This window comes from Streptomyces sp. NPDC055955 (genome assembly GCF_042270245.1).
Taxonomy (GTDB): domain Bacteria; phylum Actinomycetota; class Actinomycetes; order Streptomycetales; family Streptomycetaceae; genus Streptomyces.
Genome location: NZ_JBHJYS010000029.1, coordinates 64551 through 81221, shown reverse-complemented (window position 1 = coordinate 81221; position 16671 = coordinate 64551). Strand labels below are relative to the sequence as shown.

The window sequence follows — 16671 nt, the reverse complement described above, 5'->3', positions numbered from 1 at the left end:
CCGTCCACGTATGTGTTGTGCCGTACGCCTTGAGTGCTACCTGGCGTCGGCCGGTCATCAGATGGACGTACGGGAAGTGGGGAAGGCCGCCCGTCTCCGAGGGGGTGGAGAGGCGGGCGGCCTGGTTCGGGTGGCCCTCCTGGCGGTCCTGCGCGTCGACGGCGCTACTCGTCGACGGCTGCGCCGAACAGCGCGTCCGCGGACGGAGCGCCGAGTGAGCCCGCGCCGTACGTCCACGAGCCGGAGGCGGTGACGCCGCCGGAGCCCGCCGAGAACACCCAGACCACGCCGTCGTTCGTGTTCTCGCCCGGTGCCGCCGCGAGCAGGCCGAAGCGGCCGTCGCGGTTCGGGTCGGTGAGGCGGACCTGGCCGCCCCACTTGTCGCCCTTCTCCGGCACGCCCGGCACGTTCGCCGAGTTCTGGTCCCAGGACTGCGCCCCGGTCGCGGTCAGGCCCGAGGACGCACCGCGCAGCACCCACACGGCGCCCGCGTCGGCGACCGTGCCGATGTCCTCGCCGGCCGCGCCGACCGCCACGTCGGCGTACCCGTCCCCGTTCGTGTCCGCGACGGACAGGTCCGTGCCCCAGCCGTCGCCGCGCTCGGCGGTGCCGGGCACGCCCGGGGAGTCCTGCGTCCACCACCGCACGTCGGACGAGGGCCCGTCGGGGCCGCCCGGGCGTACGCCCACAAGGCCGCCGGTCATCGAAGCTCCGCCGTCGTCGGGGGAGTTGGGCTCACCGGTCACGAGGTCGTCGTATCCGTCGCCGTCGATGTCGCCCGACGCGGCCACGGGACCGCCGCGCAGATCGCGTTCGTAGGTGAGGCCGTCGGCGTGTCCGGACAGGTACGACGACCAGCCGTGTCCTGGCTCGGAGCCCGCCGTCACGCCCGAGACGACGAGGTCCGCGAAGCCGTTGTTGTCGTAGTCCCCGGTGGTCAGTGACATGGGCACGATGTCGCGTTCGTCGGCCGATCCGGACAGGCGGTTCGTGGAGCGGCGCTCCAGCGGTGCCTTCGACGCGGGCTGCGGTGCGGAGCCGTAGGCGAAGAGCTCCAGGTCGTCCCGGTCGAGGACGGCGAGGACGTCGCCCGGCGTGTCGTTCGTGAAGTGCGCCGCCGTGACGCCCGTGCCGAACTTCTCCCCGGCGGCGGGTTCCTGTGTCTCCAGCCAGTCGCTGGCGGCACCGGTGAGGCCGGCCTCGGAACCCCAGAGGACGGCCACACCGCCCGCGTCCGTGGTCGTGCCGATGTCCTCGCCGGGGATGCCGACGATCGCGTCGTCGTAGCCGTCCCCGTCCAGGTCGCCCGTGGCCACGGCCTTCCCGAACGCGTCACCGGTCTCGGCGGCGCCGGCCACACCGGAGGTCGACTGGCTGAAGCGGGCGACGTGGGTGGTCCCGATGCCCCTCGACGATCCGTACTGCACGGTGACCAGGCCGGCGCCCTTCTTCCCGCTGACGGTGGCGCCAGGTGCGCCGATCAGGACGTCCTCGTAACCGTCTCCGTTGAAATCGCTGTTGCGGTCGTCGGCGTGCGTGCCTCCGGGTGTTCCGGCGTAGGCGGAGGGCGCGGTGGCGATGGCCGCACCGGACAGAAGGAGGAATGACGCCGCCGCCAGGGCGGCGGAACGGTTCTTGCGCATGAGCGGCTCCTGACGAGAAGGACGACCGGGCAGCGCGGGGGATGTCCGGAAAGGGCCCGTTCCTTGTCCGGCGCCCTGTTCGACAGCGCATGAGGAGCAAGGGTTGTACGGGAGTTCGCCCGGGGTTCACCGGCAACCCGGAGGTCAACGGGCGGATGATCGCGGCGAATTGGGGCACATGTCGCCTAACTGCCACACCAGTTGATTGTTTGTGCAAGAAGTCGCCATACATCTTGCAGGAACGAGCTTCTCTCGGCACGGTGTCTCCGTCGCGTCATCCCCGGCGCGCTCGTAGACGCTCGTAGACGGGAGATCCCTTGTCCGGGAGAGCTCACAGAGAGCACAGATCCGCACGGCGCCGCACCACCTTGCACCCCTCGCGCCGCAGCCGGGCCCGCGCCGTTCGCGCCGTGTCCGTGGCCGCCACCGCCGCGGCACTCGCGCTCGGTGGTCTCGCGGGACCGTCCGTCGCACCCGCCGCCGCGGCCACCACCCCGTACCCCAACCTCACCCCGACCCCGCCCATGGGCTGGAACAACTGGTCCTACTACGGCTGCGACATCAGCGAGGAAACCGTCCTCGCCAACGCCCGCGCACTCGTCTCCTCCGGGCTGGCCGCCAAGGGCTACGACACCGTCACCACCGACGACTGCTGGATGACGCACACCCGCGCCGCCGACGGCAACCTCGTCCCCGACCCCACCCGCTTCCCGCACGGCATGGCCTACGTCGGCGAGCAACTGCACTCCATGGGGCTCAAGTTCGGCATCTACGAGGACGCCGGTACGGCCACGTGCGGCGGCTATCCCGGCTCGTACGGCCACATCAAGCAGGACGCCGACCTCTTCGCCAAGTGGAAGGTCGACTATCTGAAGCTGGACGGCTGCAACGTGCCCGTCCCCACGGGCCAGAGCGCGGACGACGTCTACCACAAGCTCTACGGCGACATGAGCCAGGCGCTCCTCGACACCGGCCGGCCCATCGTCTACTCCGTCTCCGCGCCCGCCTACTTCGAGGGCGAGAAGGACTGGCACCACGTCATCTCCTGGTCCGCCGAGGTCGGCAACCTGTGGCGCGAGGGCGCCGACGTCGCCATGGAGTCGTCGTCCGCGCGCGGCAAGTGGGCCTCCATCAAGTACAACTACGGCTACAACGTGCCGCTCGCCGATCTGCAGAGCCCCGGCCGGTGGAACGATCCCGACTTCCTGCTCGCCGGGCAGTCCCGGCTCACCGGCGACGAGATCCGCAGCCAGATGTCGCTGTGGTCCGTGATGGCCGCCCCTCTCATCTCCAGCACCGACCTGACGAAGGCCTCGCCCGACGCGCTCGCCGTCCTCGGCAACAAGGACGTCATCGCCGTCGACCAGGACGCCAAGGGCCTCCAGGGACGCATCGTCCAGCAGGGCGACGGCTACGACGTCCTGTCCAAGCCCCTCGCGAACGGTGACCGGGCCGTGGCCCTGTTCAACTCCTCCGACGAGGCGCGGACCATCACGACGACGGCCGCCGAGGCGGGGCTGCCCGCCGGATCCTCGTACCTCCTCAAGGACCTCTGGTCGAAGCGGACCACGCAGACCACGGGGACGATCGCCGCGAACGTGCCCGCCCACGCGACCGTGCTGTACCGCGTCCACGCCGGCGCCGCCCACCGCGTGCAGCCCGCCACCGCGATCACCTGGACACGGACCGGAGGTGAAGGCGCCGCCTCCACCTGGAAGATCGCGCTCGCGGACCACGGCCCGACCGGACTCACCGGCGCGCAACTGCGCATCAGCGCCCCCGAAGGCTGGCGCCTCAGCACGTCGAAGGTGTCCCTCGGCAAGGTCCGGCCCGGCGGCTCGGCCACCGCGACCGTCACGGCGAAGGGCCCCGACGCCGAGCCCGGCACCACGGTCTCGACTCTGACCGCGACGGCCCGCTACCGCGCGGGTGGCGCGGGTGACGGCTCCGTGTCGGGACGCGCCTCGATCGTCACCGAGGTGCCGTACCCGAGCCTCGACGCCGCCTTCAACAACGTCGGCGTGACCAACGAGGCGGCGCCGCCGGCCGAGGGCAACTACACGACCGGCAACTTCGACGGCGGTGGCGACAGCTACTCGGCCCAGGCCCTCGCCGCGGCCGGGGTCACCCCCGGGGCGAAGGTCAGCAAGGACGGCGTGACCTGGACGTTCCCGGCCGCCAAGCCGGGCACTCCGAACAACGTCGCACTCGCCGGCCAGTCGATCACCCTCACCGGCAGCGGCTCCAAGCTCTGGTTCCTCGGGGCGGAGGCCGGCTTCACCTCGGGCCAGGTCAAGGTCACGTACACCGACGGCACCACGAGCACGGGCAGTCTCGGCTTCCCCAACTGGTGCTGCACGGCGGGCACGGAGTACGGCGCGACGACGGTCGCCACGTCCGACCACCGCAACACCCCGACCGGCCCCGCCAACTTCGGCGTCGGCTACAAGCTGTTCGGCAACTCCGTCCCGCTCGCCGCGGGCAAGACGATCCGCACGGTCACCCTGCCCGACGCGGACGCGATCCACGTGTTCGCGATCACCGTTCAGTAGAGCCTGGGCGGGCCGGTGCGCCGGATGCCGTGGTCGCGGTGTCCGGCGCACCGGCGTGGACGTACGGTGGCGCGATGGACAGACTCCGCGAACCCGTGACCGCGACGGACATCGCGACCAGAAGGCTGGAAGTCCTGCCGCTCGAGGTGGAGTTCGCCGATGAGATGGCCGTGGTGCTCGGCGACCCGTCCCTGCACACGTTCATCGGCGGCGCGCCGCTGTCGGCACTGGATCTGTGGGAACGCTACGGGCGTCTGCTCGCGGGCTCCCCGGACCCGGCCGTCTCCTGGTGCAACTGGGTGCTCCGGATCAGGGACGAGGAGTGTCTGGCCGGCACGGTCCAGGCCACGGTCGGCCCCGGGGACGACGGGCTCGAAGCCGAGATCGCCTGGGTCGTCGGAGCGCCGTGGCAGGGACGCGGCCTCGCCACGGAGGCGGGGCTCGCGTTGGTCGACTGGCTCGGGCGGTGGCCCGTACGCACCGTCGTCGCGCACATCCACCCGGACCACGCCGCGTCGGCGGCCGTCGCCACGGCGTGCGGACTGGCACCCACGGACCGGATGCACGACGGCGAGGTCAGGTGGCAGCGCACCTTGAGATGACGCCTTGAACCGACGCACTTTGAGATGACGCACCTGGCGCCGAAGCGCCTTGGGGTGTCGCACCCGGAGCCGACGCGCCTCGGGGCGACGGCTCACCGGCTCCCGGGGCCGACATCTCGCCGGGCGCGGGGACAACAGGCGTCGTCAGTGCTGCTGGGCCTTCTGCGGAGTCGCCTCGCTGGGACGCACGACGACGTATCCCTCACCCTCCAGCTTCAGCTGGACGGCCTCGCCCGAACCGCCGCGGATCATCGACCCGATGGACTGCGACCGGTGCAACGAGGTGTTCAGATGCGCGGTCCAGCCCACGACCGCGTCCGTGTCCACACACACCGGCTGCTGCGGGGACACGGGGATGACCAGCGGGTTGCCCTCGCAGATGAGACCCAGCCTGCCCTGGCCGGTGAAGACGCTGTTGAACAGGCCTCCGCCGGATATCCCCGCGCCCTTCACGGTCTTGATCTCGTAGGAGAGAGTGGAGTCGAAGCACAGGACGTTGCGCCCGTTGACCGTCAGCGCCTCGCCCGGTTCGACGTCGACGATGAAACAGTTCTGCGCCTCGTGCGCGAACCAGGCCTCGCCCTGCCCGCGCACCGTCATCAGCGGCAGGCCCTCGCCCGTGACCGCGCGCTTGAGCATGCCACCCATGCCCTGGCCCTTGCGCTCGAACTGCAGATTCCCGCGGTAGGCGACCATCGCTCCCTGTCGGGCCATCATGTCGCCATTGACCACGTAGCGGATCGACTTCGCGTTCTGCGCGGTCATTCCCGGCGCGGAGGCGGGCTGTACGACGTGCTCGCTGGAAAAGAGATCACCCTTCATGGGGGCATCCTGTCCCGGACGGGTCCGTTCCGCCAAGGTCGGGCGGCGTACCGGCCGGAATCCGACCAGTGGCGGGGCGGTCGTCACGGAGCAACTCGCTGGTCAGGCGCGGGTCTTCGCCAGGAGTTCGGCGATCTCCTCGGTCGTGCCGGTCTCGCCGAGACGCGGGAAGATCCGCTCGATGCTGTTGCGGTGCGCCTCCACGTCCAGGTCCGTCATCGCGTCGGTGGCCAGCGTGACGTGGTAGCCGTGCTCGTGGGCGGCGCGGGCGCTGGACTCGACACCGATGCTGGTGGCGACGCCGGTCATCACGACCTGTGTGATGCCGCGGCGGCGGAGCTGGAGGTCCAGGTCGGTACCGAAGAAGGCACCCCAGTTGCGCTTGGTGACCGTGATGTCCTCGGGGTGGCCGGACAGCTCGTCCACGATGACGTCCCAGCCCTCGGGCCGGGCGCCGGTGCGTCCCTGCGTCTCGTTACGTCCGGGTACGGCGTCCGCCCCGTCGGCGGCGGCGCTGACGCGCACGAGGACGACCGGCAGGCCGTGCGAGCGGAAGGCGCGAGCCAACTCGACCGAGCGGGCGACGACTTCGGCGCCGGTGTACGGGGTGGTGGGCGCCCCGACAATGCCCTTCTGGAGGTCGATGACGACGAGGGCGGTGCGCTCGTCGAGGGTGGTGAGAGCCATGAGTGGGGCCTTTCGGGGTGGTTCGGTACGGGGCGGGGCGGGGCGGGGCGGGTCGCCGAGGTCGACGGTGACGGGTGTGCGTTCCCGTCAGGCTTCCGTGAGCCGCTCCAGCAGGGTCAGCGCGGAGACGACGGTCCGGCGCTCCTCTTCCGAGTACTGGTCCTGGAACGCGCGGGCCAGCCATTCCCCGCGGGCCTGCCGGGTGCCCTCCGCGCTCTCGCGGCCGGCGTCGGTGAGGGTGACCAGCTGGCGACGGCCGTCCTCGGGGTCGGGGCGGCGCTCGATCAGCCCGTGCTGGTCGAGCGCGGCGAGCGTGGCGGCCATGGACTGCGGCCGCACGCCCTCGGAGGCGGCCAGACCGCTGGCCGTGGCGGCCCCCGCCTTGCTGAGCCGGTTGAGCGCGGAGACCTGGGACGGGGTGAGGTCCTGACTGTCGGAGACCTCGCGCAGGCGGCGCCGGAGGCGGCTGAACATCACGCGCAGTTCGCGCGCGGCACGGTCCGCGGATTCTGAGATGCCCTCGGCGTGGTCGAGGCCCTCGGCGTTGTTCATGCGCCCACGCTAAAACCTTCAGTTCAAGCTGTCCAGTCTTAGCTGAAGATCTGGAGGGGAGCGGTCCCGGGCCACTGCCGCGTGCGGCCCGCAGGGGGCACGCCCGGTCTCCTGCCGGTCACCAGGCCCCGCGCCCCCGCCGTGACGAGCGCAGGGAGCGCGCCGCCACCAGAGCGATCAGGCTCCCCCCGATGACCAGCAGGCCCGGGCCGACGCTGCGGGTGGTCACGACCTTGGAGATCGCGGCCACCGGGCCGGTGCCGGGGCTGCCGCCGGTGCCGGAGGCGGTGCCCTCCCCGGTGTCGGTGGCCCCGCCCATGTTCGTCCCCGTCCCCACTCCCGTCCCCGTCCCGCCCGCACCCGCAGCGCCCGCCCCGGAGCCCGCGGGCGGCGCGACCGGTGCCACGTCGCCGCCGCCGGGCCGGGCCTGCCCGGAACCGGCCCCCGCCTGCGCGTCGTCGTCCCCCGACGCGCCGGTCAGGCGCACGCCCAGGGCCGTCATCGCCGCGCCGACGGGCTGGAAGAACGTCGTGCCCCCGGCATCGCAGTTCCCGTTGCCGCCCGACGTCAGGCCCAGAGCGAGCCCGTCTGCGAACAGGGGGCCGCCGCTGTCGCCCGGTTCTGCGCACACCGTGGTCTGGACGAGGCCCGTGACCGTGCCCTCCGGGTAGTTCACCGTCGCGTTCAAGCCCGTCACCCGGCCGGAGTGCAGCCCCGTGGTGCTGCCGCTGCGGAAGACCTGTTGGCCCACCACGGGGTCGGCCGCCCCGGTGATGCGCACGCCACGGCCGCCGCCGATGGCGACGACATCGCTTCGGGCGCGTGGCACGCCATCTCCGTAACGCACGAGGGAGAAGTCGTTCCCGGGGAAGGTGCCGCTCACCGTGGTGCCCAGTGCCGTGGCGTCGCCGGGCCGTGCGAACCACGTCGTGCCGACCGGGCCGCAGTGGCCGGCCGTCAGCAGGAACGCGTCCCTGCCGTCGGTCACGTCGAAGCCCGCCGAGCAGCGCCCTCCGCTCGCGAAGATCGGCGCGGCGCCGTCGACGCGCGTGGTGAACGTGCCCCGGACGCGCTCCATGCGGACGGACGCGCCGATGGTCCTGGCGACGCCGCCCAGCCGCGACCAGTCCCTCGCGGAGACGGTCGAATCGGCCCGCACCACGACCTCGTTCGAGCCGTAGTCCATCGACCACGCCGTACCCGACACCCGCGGAGCCGCCCGCAGCGTCGCGGCGGCCGAGCGCAGGTCGCGCATGCTGTGGCGCACGACCTCGGCCCGCGCCCCGGCCCGCCGTACGTCCGCCGCCGCGCCCGTGTCGGTCACCGCGACCACCGTCCGCCCGTCCGCGTCCAGCCAGCTGCCCGCCGTGCGGGCGGCGCCGAGCTGGTCCACCAGCCGTTCGCCCACCGGGACGGGGGGAGCGAAGGCGCCGGGTTCGTTCGCCATGGCGCGGGTGACCAGCAGGCTTCCGCAGAGCAGGCCGCCGACGGCGGCAAGGCGTGTGATCCGCCGGGCGGTGCGTCGCGCGTGCCTCATCCAGACTCCCCAAGGTGCGGAACGGCGTACGGGTGAAAGGTCAACGACCATGAAGGGAAAGGGCGTTGAGAACGCCGGCCGGCCCGTCCCCTCGATTCACGTACGTACGAACGGGGTGCCTCGTTCAGCGGGTCGCTGCCCGGCCGCCGCGCCGTCGCCGGTCCGGGAGCGGGCCGATCGAGTGGACGCGCGGCCCGTGCGACGTGCGAAACCCGGCCCGAGGAGCGCGCGGGCCACGGGGAGTGCAAGGATGTCGCCATGGCAATCAAGGCATATTTCGACATCACCATCGACGACAAGCCCGCCGGGCGCATCAGCTTCAACCTCTTCGACGACGTCGTCCCGAAGACGGTGGAGAACTTCCGCGCCCTGGCCACGGGCGAGAAGGGCTACGGCTACGCGGGGTCGTCGTTCCACCGCATCATCCCGCAGTTCATGCTCCAGGGCGGCGACTTCACCGCCGGCAACGGCACGGGCGGCAAGAGCATCTACGGCGAGAAGTTCGCCGACGAGAACTTCCAGCTCAAGCACACCAAGCCGGGCCTGCTCTCCATGGCCAACGCGGGCCCGAACACGAACGGCTCGCAGTTCTTCATCACCACGATCGTGACCGACTGGCTCGACGGCAAGCACGTCGTGTTCGGTGAGGTCGCCGACGAGTCCAGCATGGAGCTCGTCAAGAAGATCGAGGCCCTCGGCTCCCGCAGCGGCGCGCCCTCGGCGAAGGTCACCATCTCCGAGTCCGGCGTTCTCTAGCCTCCGGAACAACGCCCGTCCGCCGGCCACTCGACGGCCGGCGGACGGACACGGTCGACGGGCCGGGGCAGCCGATCAGGCCGCCCCGGCCCGCTCCGTGCCCGGCTTCTCACAGCGCCATAGCGCCTGGGCGTCTCAGCGCCGACGTCCCGCGACCGGCACATCGAGCGGCCGGGCGAGACCCACGACCCCCTCGTCGAGTCGCTGGAGATGCCGCAGCACGCGGAAGGTGACCGTGCCCGAGCGCAGCGCCCCGGTCCCGTCCGCCTCCAGCATCGAGGCGATGCTGGCGCCCGCCTGGACCTCTCCACCGGTCTTCTCGTCCCGCACATGCGCGTCGATCACGCCGATGTTGTGGGCGATACGCACCCCGGCCCGCTCGAGCCGCGGATCCGCCGCGATGGTCTTGCTGTACGGCACCAGCTCGGCCGTCGCCGCCAGGGACCGTGCGTGATAGGCGCAGGTCTCCAAAAGTGCCACCAGATAGCGGGCCGTCTGCCGCCGCACGCGGAGCGGCGTGATCGGGTGTGTCAGCGGCTTCGTGGAGGCGCGCAGATCGTCCAGGGCCGTGTCCAGGTCCCGGGCCTTGTCGAGCAGATCGACCGCGGGTCCACCGCTGAGCTGCTCCACGGCCGCCGACACGACGTCCCCGAGCCTGACCAGGACCGTGCTGAGGAGTTCGTCGGTACGGCGGTCCGTGTGCACCGGCAGCACGAGCACCGCGGCGACGATGCCGCACGCGGCGCCGAGCGCCGTCTCCTCGATCCGCAGGACCAGCACGTCCAGGCTGTAGGTGTTCAGCAGCGTGTAGAGCAGGCCCAGCATCGCCGTGACGAAGAACGACATCAGGGCGTACGACAGCGGTGCGGTGAAGAACATCGCGAAGATGAAGACCAGGACGAGGGTGAACGCCGTCCAGGTGTGGTTGCCGACCACGCCCGCGAGCGCGACACCGGCGACCACGCCGAACACGGTGCCGAGGAGCCGGCGGTATCCCTTGACGAGGATCTCGCCCGTGGAAGCGGTGTTGAGGAAGACCACCCAGCACGTCAGAACCGCCCAGTACCAGCGCTGACTGGACAGGAACTCGCCTCCGACGATGGCCAGGGACGAGCCCACCGCGACCTGGAAAGCGGCCCGCGTCGTGGGCCGCTGGAGCCCGGTGCGGTCGTCCGCGTCGTCCTCGTCCTGCTCGGAGCCGGTGATCGCGAGGTCCTCGGCGTCGAGTTCCTCGCGGGAGCGCGTCGTCGCCGGGGTGTCGTCGGACTCGTCCTGCGGTCCGTCGAGGGCGACGCGCAGACCCATGACGGCGCGTGCCGTCTCACCGATCCCGCGGAAGACGTCCTGCACGGCGGCGGAGCCGCGCGGCAGGTTGTCCTCGTCGCGGTAGGCGAGCAGCCGGTTGCGTACGTGCGCGAGCGCCGTCCCGCGGTCGCCCGACACGGGGCGGGCGACGAGCAGGTGCAGGGCGTTGAGGTCGCGGCGCAGGGTGGCGGTCGCGTCGTCGTCGGCGTACAGGCGCTTCGACGGCTCCGGCACGGGTGCGTGCGGCAGGTGCAGGGTGAGGGTGTCGGCGCGTTCGGCGCTGCGGGCGTTGAGCAGCAGGACGCCGAGCCGCTCCGCCGCGATCTCGGCGTCGGCGACCCTGCGTTGTACGAGGGCGGCCGTGGCCGAGTCCCGGGTGCCCTCCTCCAGGCGGCCCTGGATCATCAGCGCGGTCTCGTGCAGCCGCGCGGTGCCCCGGCGCAGGTCGTCGAGGACCTTCTCCAGCTGGTCGGGTTCGGCGTCGAGCAGTTCGGCCTGTGTGTCCACCAGCTGGGCGAGCCGCGCCCTGAACGCGTCGCGCAGCCGGCCGAGGACCCGCTCCGGTGTCTCGGGCACGACGGCGAAGCGCACGACCGCGCTGCACGCGAAGGCGATGGCCAGCGTCGCGTACAGCAGGGGCAGCGACGACACCGTCGCGGTCACGAACAGGGAGACGAAGTAGATCTGAAAGCCGATCAGACCCAGCGCGGTGCCGCGGTCACCGAATCTGCGGCTGTAGACGGCCCCGAAGATCAGGGCGATGAAGAAGAGGTCACCCCCGATGACCCTGTTGTGCAGCAGCGCGGCGAGCGACACCGCCGCGAGTGCCACGGGCAGGCCGAGCGCGAGGGTGACCGCCTGGCCGCGTACGTCCTTCTCCCTGATCGCGAAGGTGGCCACCATCGCGGCCATGGCGCCGGCGACCATGTGTGTCACATCGGTGTGGAGCGCCGCGAGGACGGCCAGGGTGAGCGCGATCGCACCGACCGTCCGCAGCCCCGCCATCAGCCGCAGCAGCCCCGGATCGGACGCCACGAACCGGTCCCACGTGCCACCGACCCTTGTCAGCCGTGTCACTGCCCTCACTCTGCCGCACTCTCCTGATCCAGCCATGATCCGCGGACGCCTCAGCATCCCATGCGCGTCAACCGAGCTCGGAGGCCGGTCTTAGGAGGTGGGAGGCGGTATGGGACCTTCGGCGGCAACGGTGTCCAGGGTGGCCAGTTGACTTCAGATGCCCGCCGTCCAGTAGAGGGCGCTGGGGGAGCGGCCGGAGCTCACCTCGCGGGCCTGCGCACCCACACCTGACTGTCACCCGCCCCCGGCGCGTCGCCGGAGCCCGACGTGCCGAGGTCCAGCCAGCCCCAGGAGCGCAGCAGCGCGGAGCCGGGAGCCTCGGGCACGGCGGGCTCGGGCCGGGGCACGGCGGCGACGAGCAGGTCGGTGTCGTGGCGCGCCAGGAGCCGTGTCCGCAGATCCGTCGCGACGCCGTGGCGCCGGTGCGCGGGCAGCACCATGACCTCGGCGAGGACGAAGGTGCGGCCGGACGCGGTGAGTTCCTCGAACTCGGTCGGCAGGTCACCCCGGAAGCCGGCCCACCAGTCGCCGGTGCGGTCGGCCCGGTACCCGTAGAGGCAGCCGACAAGACCGCCCGAGTCGGCCACCACCATGTCGAAGTCGGGCCGCCGGCCGTGATGCTCGAACCGGGCCAAGAACCCCTGCCGGTCGCGGTACTCGGCCCCCGCGGCGCCGTGGTACGCCGAGACGTACACATCAGCGACGGCTTCCCGCTGCTGCTCCGCCTGCCACCGCGACAGCCGCCGCAAGTACACCTGAGCCATACGAGCCTCCCGTCAGGCCGCGGGACATGCCCGGGCTCAGCATGGTGACACTCACGGGCGACGAGGGGAACGGGGCGTCACGCCCTGCCGCGCGAACTCGCGCTGACCTCGGCGTATTTGGGGGAAGGCGCGCGCGGAGGGTGCGGTCCCGATGCGTCAGGAAAGGGACTGCACGGTCTGCCGCACCTGAGCCGCGACGGTGTCCGGCAGGGGCGCGTAGTGGATCCGGGTCAGCGCCTGCTGTCCCTCGTCGCTCGCGGTGTAGGCGAGGAAGGACTTGAGCGCCGGGAGCGTGGCGGGCCGGTTGCCCTTGTCGCACACGATCTCGTACGTGACCAGGACGATCGGGTACGCCCCCGCGGCCGAGTGGCCGTAGCGGAACTTCAGTGACATGTCCTTGCCCTCGCCGGCCACGCGGGCCGCGGCGATTCCCGCGGACGCGGACTGCGGCGACGGGGCGACGGGATCCGCCGCGCCCGTGTCGATGCGCACGGTCGGTACGTGGCTGCTCGCCGCGAAGGACAGCTCGAAGTAACCGATCGACCCGTACGAGGCGTTGACCTCGGAGACGACTCCGCTGGAGCCGTTCGCCGAGCCGCCGCCCCTGGCCTGCCAGGACTTCTCCGCCGAGTAGGGCCAGGCGGCCGGGGCGGCTCCGGCGAGGTAGGCCTGAAGGTTCTGTGTCGTGCCCGAGTCGTCCGAGCGGTGCACCGGGCGGATGCGGGTCGAGGGGAGTTTCGCGCCGGGGTTGAGCGCGCGGATCTGCGGGGCGTCCCAGGTGGTGATCCGGGTGTCGAAGATCCCGGCGAGGGTCGGGGCGTCGAGGACCAGGCCGTCGACGCCGGGCAGGTTGTAGCCGACCGCGATGGGGCCGCCCGCCATGGGCAGGTTGATGGCCCGGCCGCCGGTGCACGTCTGCTTCGACAGCTCGACCTCTTCGGGCTTCAGCGCACTGTCCGAGCCGCCGAACGCGGTCGCGCCGCGCAGGAACTGGGCGGCGCCGGCGCCCGATCCGAGCGGGTTGTAGGCGATCTGGACGCCGGGGCACGCGCGCTGGTACTGGTCGATCCAGTACTTCATCACGTTCTGCTGCGCCGTCGAACCCGAGCCCGGCACCTGGCTCTTGCCGGCGCAGTGGATCTCGGCGACAGGGGAGGCGCCGGCCGGGGACCCGTGACCGCCAGTGGCACCCGGGCCGTCCGCCCCGCACCCCACGAGCAGGAGCGTGGCCGCGACGGCGGCCGCACCGGCCGGGACGCTCCGCTGGATCACACGTCTGGCACGGGCGCTCTGCACTGTCGTTCCCCCTGATGAAACCGCGATCGGAAGGACAGATGCTTACCGATCACGGCGGTCGCGGGGTGACGTGAGGATGAACTCCGGGCGAAGCGCCACCGTACGAAGGGCGAGCGGGGCCCGACGGGCCCCGCTGTCCACTTCGTCAGCCGACGCCTGGTTCGGCGCTCGGCCCCCGCTCAGTCCTTGTAGTCGGGCGCGATCCGGTCGAGCAGGCGCAGCATCGCCGCCCACGCCAGGTCGTAAGCGTCCTCGTCCTGGAAGTCCGAGTCGGCCTCCGCCTCGCCCGCGAGCTGCCGGGCGGTGTACTCGCACACCTCCGGGGAGGGAACGGTGAGCGGAACGCCGCCGGCCTGCGCGGTGACCTGGATCTCGCAGGCCTTCTCCAGGTAGTACATGCGCAGGAACGCCTGGGCCGCGCTCTCGCCGACGGTGAGCAGGCCGTGGTTGCGCAGGATCAGCGCGGGGTGGCCGCCGATGTCGTCGACGAGGCGCTTCTGCTCGTCCAGGTTGAGCGCCACGCCCTCGTAGTCGTGGTAGCCGACCCGGTTGTGGAACTCCATCGACATCTGGTTCAGCGGCAGCAGCCCGCCCTGCTGCGCGGCGACGGCGCAGCCCGCCTTGGTGTGCGTGTGCAGGACGCAGTGGGCGTCCTCGCGGGCGGCGTGGATCGCGCTGTGGATGACGAACCCGGCCGGGTTGACCGGGTAGGGGGTCGGCTCCACCGGGTTCCCGGACAGGTCGATCTTGACGAGGTTGGAGGCGGTGATCTCCTCGAACAGCAGCCCGTACGGGTTGATCAGGAAGTGGTGGTCCGGGCCCGGCAGGCGCAGCGAGATGTGCGTGAAGATCAGGTCGGTCATCCGGAAATGGGCCACGAGCCGGTAGACGGCGGCGAGTTCGCGGCGCAGCCGGAGCTCCGTCTGCGCGGCGTCCTGATCGGTGGCGGGGGTCAGCAGGTCGGTCACGAGACGGCTCCTTCGAGAGTCGGGTCGACCACGGGGGTGAGGGGGCGGCCGGTGCGGTGCCAGGCGATGACGTTCTCGGCGGGCGCACACACGTATGCGCGCTGCGAGGCGTCGGTGAGGAACGCGCTGTGCGGGGAGAGCTGGATGCGCGAGTGAGTGCGCAACGGGTCGTCGGCGGGCGGGGGTTCGACCGGGAACACATCGAGTGCGGCCCCGGCGAGATGCCCGCTGTCCAGCGCCCGCACGAGCGCGTCGGCGTCGACGAGTTCACCGCGCGAGACGTTCACGAGGAACGAGCCCGGCCGCATCCGGGCGAGCAGGGCCTCGTCCGCGAGGCCGTGGGTCTGCGGGGTGAGCGGGGTGTGCAGGGACAGCACGTCGGCGCGGCTGACCAGCTCGTCCAGGCCGAGCCGGTCGACCTCGGGCGGCCAGCCGGCCGGATCCGCGTGCGGGTCGAACGCGGCCACGCGGCCGAAGACGGGCGCGGCCATCCGCGCCACGGCGCGCGCGATGCGGCCGAACCCGACCAGGCCGAGCGTCAATTCACTTGCGCGGCGCGGGAGTTCACCGAACTCCGTGTTCCAGCCGCCGCTGCGCACCGTGGCGTCGGCGTGCGGCAGGTGACGTACGAGCGAGAGCGTGGCGGCGAGCGCGTGCACGGCGACGTCCTCGGTGGCCGCGTGCGGCAGGTTGCTCACCCACAGGCCGCGCCGGCGGGCCTCGGCGGTGTCCACCATGTCGTGGCCCGCGGACATCGTGGCCAGCATGCGCAGGGTGGGCAGCCGGTCCAGGAGGGCCGCGTCCACGGGGGCGTAGCCGACGATCAGTGCCTCGGCGTCGTGCGCGGCCGCCGCGATCCTGGCGGGGTCGCGACTCCCGACGACGCGGACCTCGAAACCCGCGTCGCGCAGCAGGCGTTCGCCCGGCTCGACATCCAGCTCCTCGGGGTCGGTGAAGACCACCACGGGCTGACCCATCTCAATTCTCCCCACGCCTGGAGCGACAAACTCAGGGCGACGAATGATTCGTCGGTCGCTTCGGTGTTGAAGTTACGTTTCGTCTTCCATAATTGTCCAGTCCGCATGAGACGGGTGTTCGTGAGGGATGTCACGGATGTCCGGCGCCCGCGCCGCCGTGGTCGACAATGGGCGCCGACACCGGGTGCGGCCGCACCCGGGCAGCCGAGCTGAGGGGAAGCCCCGGTGGACCTGGACCACATCGACCTCGCCGTCGTCCGCGAGCTGCAGGCGGACGGCCGTCTGACGTACGAGACGCTGGCCCAGCGGGTCGGCCTCTCCCGGCCCGCCACCCGGGCCCGCGTCCAGCGGCTCCTCGAGGGCGGTGGTGTGCTCGTGGCGGCCGTCGTGCACCCCGCCGTCCGGGGTCTCACCGCGTCGGCGCATCTGTCGATCGGTGTCCGCGGCCCGGCCGGGCCCGTGGCGCGCGCCATCGCCGCCATGCCCGAGGCGCCGTTCGTCACGCTGACCGCGGGCGGCTACGCGGTCATGGCCGAGCTGCGCACGAAGGGGATCGCCGAGCTGGACCGGGCGATCGAACGCGTCCGCTGTCTGCCCGGCGTCGACGTCGTGGACCCGCTCATCTCCACCCGCCACCTCAAGGATCCGTATCTGCTCGCGGGGGAGCCGGCCGTCACGGAACTCGACGAGACCGACCAGCTCGTCCTGCGCGAGCTGGAGGCCGACGGCCGCCTCCCGTTCGCGGAGCTCGCCGAGCGGGTCGGCCTGTCGGCCGGCGCGGCCCGCGCGCGCACGCTGCGGCTCCTCGACGGCGGCGTCGCGAAGGTCCTCGCGCTGGTGCGGCCCGAGCTCCTCGGCCTCGGCATCCTGTGCGGCTTCGCGGTGCGCGTCGAGGGGGAGCGGGACGAGGTCGCCGCGCGTCTCGCGGAGCGTGAACAGGTCTCCTTCTTGTCCTCCTGCATGGGGCGCGCGGACCTGGTCGGCACGATCACGGTGGAATCCCTCGCGGCGATCCGGACGGCCGTCGAGGACATGCGGGCTGTGCGGGGTGTGCGCACGGTCGAGAGCTGGGTGCACCTGGAGCTCATCAAGGAGCGCTACGAGGATCCGACCGCCGAATGAGGGGCGGGTCG

14 protein-coding genes are annotated in these 16671 nt (G+C 71.9%); 4 read left to right on the top strand and 10 right to left on the bottom strand.

Annotated features, from left to right (window positions below; all coding sequences use genetic code 11):
* Positions 1-164 precede the first annotated feature (164 nt).
* Positions 165-1643, bottom strand: coding sequence for an esterase (locus tag ACFC96_RS40095; RefSeq protein ID WP_376617250.1), 1479 nt, complete (start codon positions 1641-1643; stop codon positions 165-167).
* 410 nt (positions 1644-2053) lie between these two features.
* Between ACFC96_RS40095 and ACFC96_RS40090 the strand changes: the two genes are divergently transcribed.
* Positions 2054-4195, top strand: coding sequence for an NEW3 domain-containing protein (locus tag ACFC96_RS40090; RefSeq protein WP_376617248.1), 2142 nt, complete (start codon positions 2054-2056; stop codon positions 4193-4195).
* Positions 4196-4269: 74 nt separating this feature from the next.
* Positions 4270-4797, top strand: coding sequence for a GNAT family N-acetyltransferase (locus ACFC96_RS40085; protein WP_376617246.1), 528 nt, complete (start codon positions 4270-4272; stop codon positions 4795-4797).
* 144 nt (positions 4798-4941) lie between these two features.
* On the opposite strand, the gene ACFC96_RS40080 is transcribed toward ACFC96_RS40085, so the two are convergent.
* The 4 genes from ACFC96_RS40080 to ACFC96_RS40065 form a co-directional block, all read right to left on the bottom strand.
* A complete protein-coding gene (locus ACFC96_RS40080) occupies positions 4942-5619 on the bottom strand; it encodes an AIM24 family protein (protein ID WP_340456914.1) in 678 nt (225 codons plus the stop codon).
* A gap of 102 nt (positions 5620-5721) precedes the next feature.
* Complete coding sequence (locus ACFC96_RS40075; protein ID WP_340456913.1) at positions 5722-6306, bottom strand: hydrolase; 585 nt, start codon at positions 6304-6306, stop codon at positions 5722-5724.
* 87 nt (positions 6307-6393) lie between these two features.
* Complete coding sequence (locus tag ACFC96_RS40070) at positions 6394-6858, bottom strand: MarR family transcriptional regulator (RefSeq protein ID WP_340456912.1); 465 nt, start codon at positions 6856-6858, stop codon at positions 6394-6396.
* 118 nt (positions 6859-6976) lie between these two features.
* Entirely contained in the window at positions 6977-8395 is a 1419-nt protein-coding gene (locus ACFC96_RS40065; RefSeq protein WP_376617244.1) for a S1 family peptidase, read from the bottom strand.
* A 258-nt stretch (positions 8396-8653) separates the two neighbouring features.
* Here ACFC96_RS40065 and ACFC96_RS40060 point away from each other — a divergent pair, with 258 nt between their 5' ends.
* Positions 8654-9151 (top strand): peptidylprolyl isomerase, encoded by a 498-nt coding sequence (locus ACFC96_RS40060; protein WP_116505392.1) that lies wholly within the window; start codon positions 8654-8656, stop codon positions 9149-9151.
* 135 nt (positions 9152-9286) lie between these two features.
* On the opposite strand, the gene ACFC96_RS40055 is transcribed toward ACFC96_RS40060, so the two are convergent.
* From ACFC96_RS40055 to ACFC96_RS40035, 5 genes are all read right to left on the bottom strand, one after another.
* Positions 9287-11461, bottom strand: a complete 2175-nt coding sequence (locus ACFC96_RS40055) for an FUSC family protein (protein ID WP_376255021.1) — start codon at positions 11459-11461, stop codon at positions 9287-9289.
* Positions 11462-11733: 272 nt separating this feature from the next.
* The gene (locus ACFC96_RS40050) at positions 11734-12297 is read right to left on the bottom strand and encodes a hypothetical protein (RefSeq protein ID WP_376617242.1); all 564 of its coding nucleotides are present in this window, start codon (positions 12295-12297) and stop codon (positions 11734-11736) included.
* A gap of 156 nt (positions 12298-12453) precedes the next feature.
* A complete protein-coding gene (pstS, locus tag ACFC96_RS40045) occupies positions 12454-13593 on the bottom strand; it encodes a phosphate ABC transporter substrate-binding protein PstS (RefSeq protein WP_376617240.1) in 1140 nt (379 codons plus the stop codon).
* A 179-nt stretch (positions 13594-13772) separates the two neighbouring features.
* Positions 13773-14561: a class II aldolase/adducin family protein gene (locus ACFC96_RS40040; protein WP_376617238.1), complete on the bottom strand. Its 789-nt coding sequence runs from the start codon at positions 14559-14561 to the stop codon at positions 13773-13775.
* A complete protein-coding gene (locus tag ACFC96_RS40035) occupies positions 14558-15538 on the bottom strand; it encodes a C-terminal binding protein (RefSeq protein ID WP_376617236.1) in 981 nt (326 codons plus the stop codon). The genes ACFC96_RS40040 and ACFC96_RS40035 overlap by 4 nt, the downstream gene beginning before the upstream one ends.
* 225 nt (positions 15539-15763) lie before the next feature.
* Between ACFC96_RS40035 and ACFC96_RS40030 the strand changes: the two genes are divergently transcribed.
* A complete protein-coding gene (locus ACFC96_RS40030; protein ID WP_340456906.1) occupies positions 15764-16660 on the top strand; it encodes an Lrp/AsnC family transcriptional regulator in 897 nt (298 codons plus the stop codon).
* Positions 16661-16671: the final 11 nt, after the last annotated feature.

Excerpts from the sequence above, each read along its gene's own strand:
- ACFC96_RS40070 (WP_340456912.1), bottom strand. The coding sequence starts at position 6,858 with ATGAACAACGCCGAGGGCCTCGACCACGCCGAGGGCATCTCAGAATCC.
- ACFC96_RS40075 (WP_340456913.1), bottom strand. The coding sequence starts at position 6,306 with ATGGCTCTCACCACCCTCGACGAGCGCACCGCCCTCGTCGTCATCGAC.
- ACFC96_RS40035 (WP_376617236.1), bottom strand. The coding sequence starts at position 15,538 with ATGGGTCAGCCCGTGGTGGTCTTCACCGACCCCGAGGAGCTGGATGTC.
- ACFC96_RS40085 (WP_376617246.1), top strand. The coding sequence starts at position 4,270 with ATGGACAGACTCCGCGAACCCGTGACCGCGACGGACATCGCGACCAGA.
- ACFC96_RS40095 (WP_376617250.1), bottom strand. The coding sequence starts at position 1,643 with ATGCGCAAGAACCGTTCCGCCGCCCTGGCGGCGGCGTCATTCCTCCTT.
- ACFC96_RS40080 (WP_340456914.1), bottom strand. The coding sequence starts at position 5,619 with ATGAAGGGTGATCTCTTTTCCAGCGAGCACGTCGTACAGCCCGCCTCC.
- ACFC96_RS40065 (WP_376617244.1), bottom strand. The coding sequence starts at position 8,395 with ATGAGGCACGCGCGACGCACCGCCCGGCGGATCACACGCCTTGCCGCC.
- ACFC96_RS40060 (WP_116505392.1), top strand. The coding sequence starts at position 8,654 with ATGGCAATCAAGGCATATTTCGACATCACCATCGACGACAAGCCCGCC.
- ACFC96_RS40055 (WP_376255021.1), bottom strand. The coding sequence starts at position 11,461 with ATGGCGGGGCTGCGGACGGTCGGTGCGATCGCGCTCACCCTGGCCGTC.
- ACFC96_RS40050 (WP_376617242.1), bottom strand. The coding sequence starts at position 12,297 with ATGGCTCAGGTGTACTTGCGGCGGCTGTCGCGGTGGCAGGCGGAGCAG.